The sequence below is a fragment of the Corallococcus terminator genome (genome assembly GCF_003611635.1).
Lineage (GTDB): Bacteria > Myxococcota > Myxococcia > Myxococcales > Myxococcaceae > Corallococcus > Corallococcus terminator.
The window spans coordinates 1-438 of record NZ_RAVZ01000822.1 but is presented as its reverse complement, the minus strand read 5'-3'; the positions used below and the strand labels follow the sequence as shown (position 1 = coordinate 438).

The window sequence follows — 438 nt, the reverse complement described above, 5'->3', positions numbered from 1 at the left end:
GACGACGTCGTCGCGTTCCTGGACGCCGCGCTCGAGGACCCGACCCTGGACTCCTCCCGGGTCGGCATCATGGGCGGCTCCTACGGCGGGTTCATGACGACGCTGCTGGTCGGCCGTACCGACCGGTTCGTCGCCGCGATCAGCGAGCGGGCCTTCAACGACCCGGTGAGCTTCGTCGGCTCCTCCGACATCGGGGTCTTCTTCCCCGACGAGTACGTGGGCACCGACCCGGAGCGGATCGCCGCCCAGTCGCCGATGGCCTCGGCGCACCGGATCACCACGCCGACGATGGTGATCCACTCGGAGGAGGACTTGCGCTGCCCGCTGGAGCAGGGCACCCGGCTGTTCGTCGAGCTCAAGCGTCGCGGCGTCCCGACCGAGCTGCTGCTGTTCCCGGGGGAGGGCCACGAGCTGTCCCGCTCCGGCCGGCCGAAGCAC

Annotated in this window: 1 protein-coding gene; it reads left to right on the top strand. The window is 71.0% G+C overall.

The features are described from left to right. Nucleotides 1–438, top strand: a 438-nt coding sequence (locus tag D7V88_RS42305; RefSeq protein ID WP_147449192.1) for an alpha/beta hydrolase family protein, incomplete at both ends; no start/stop codon positions are given.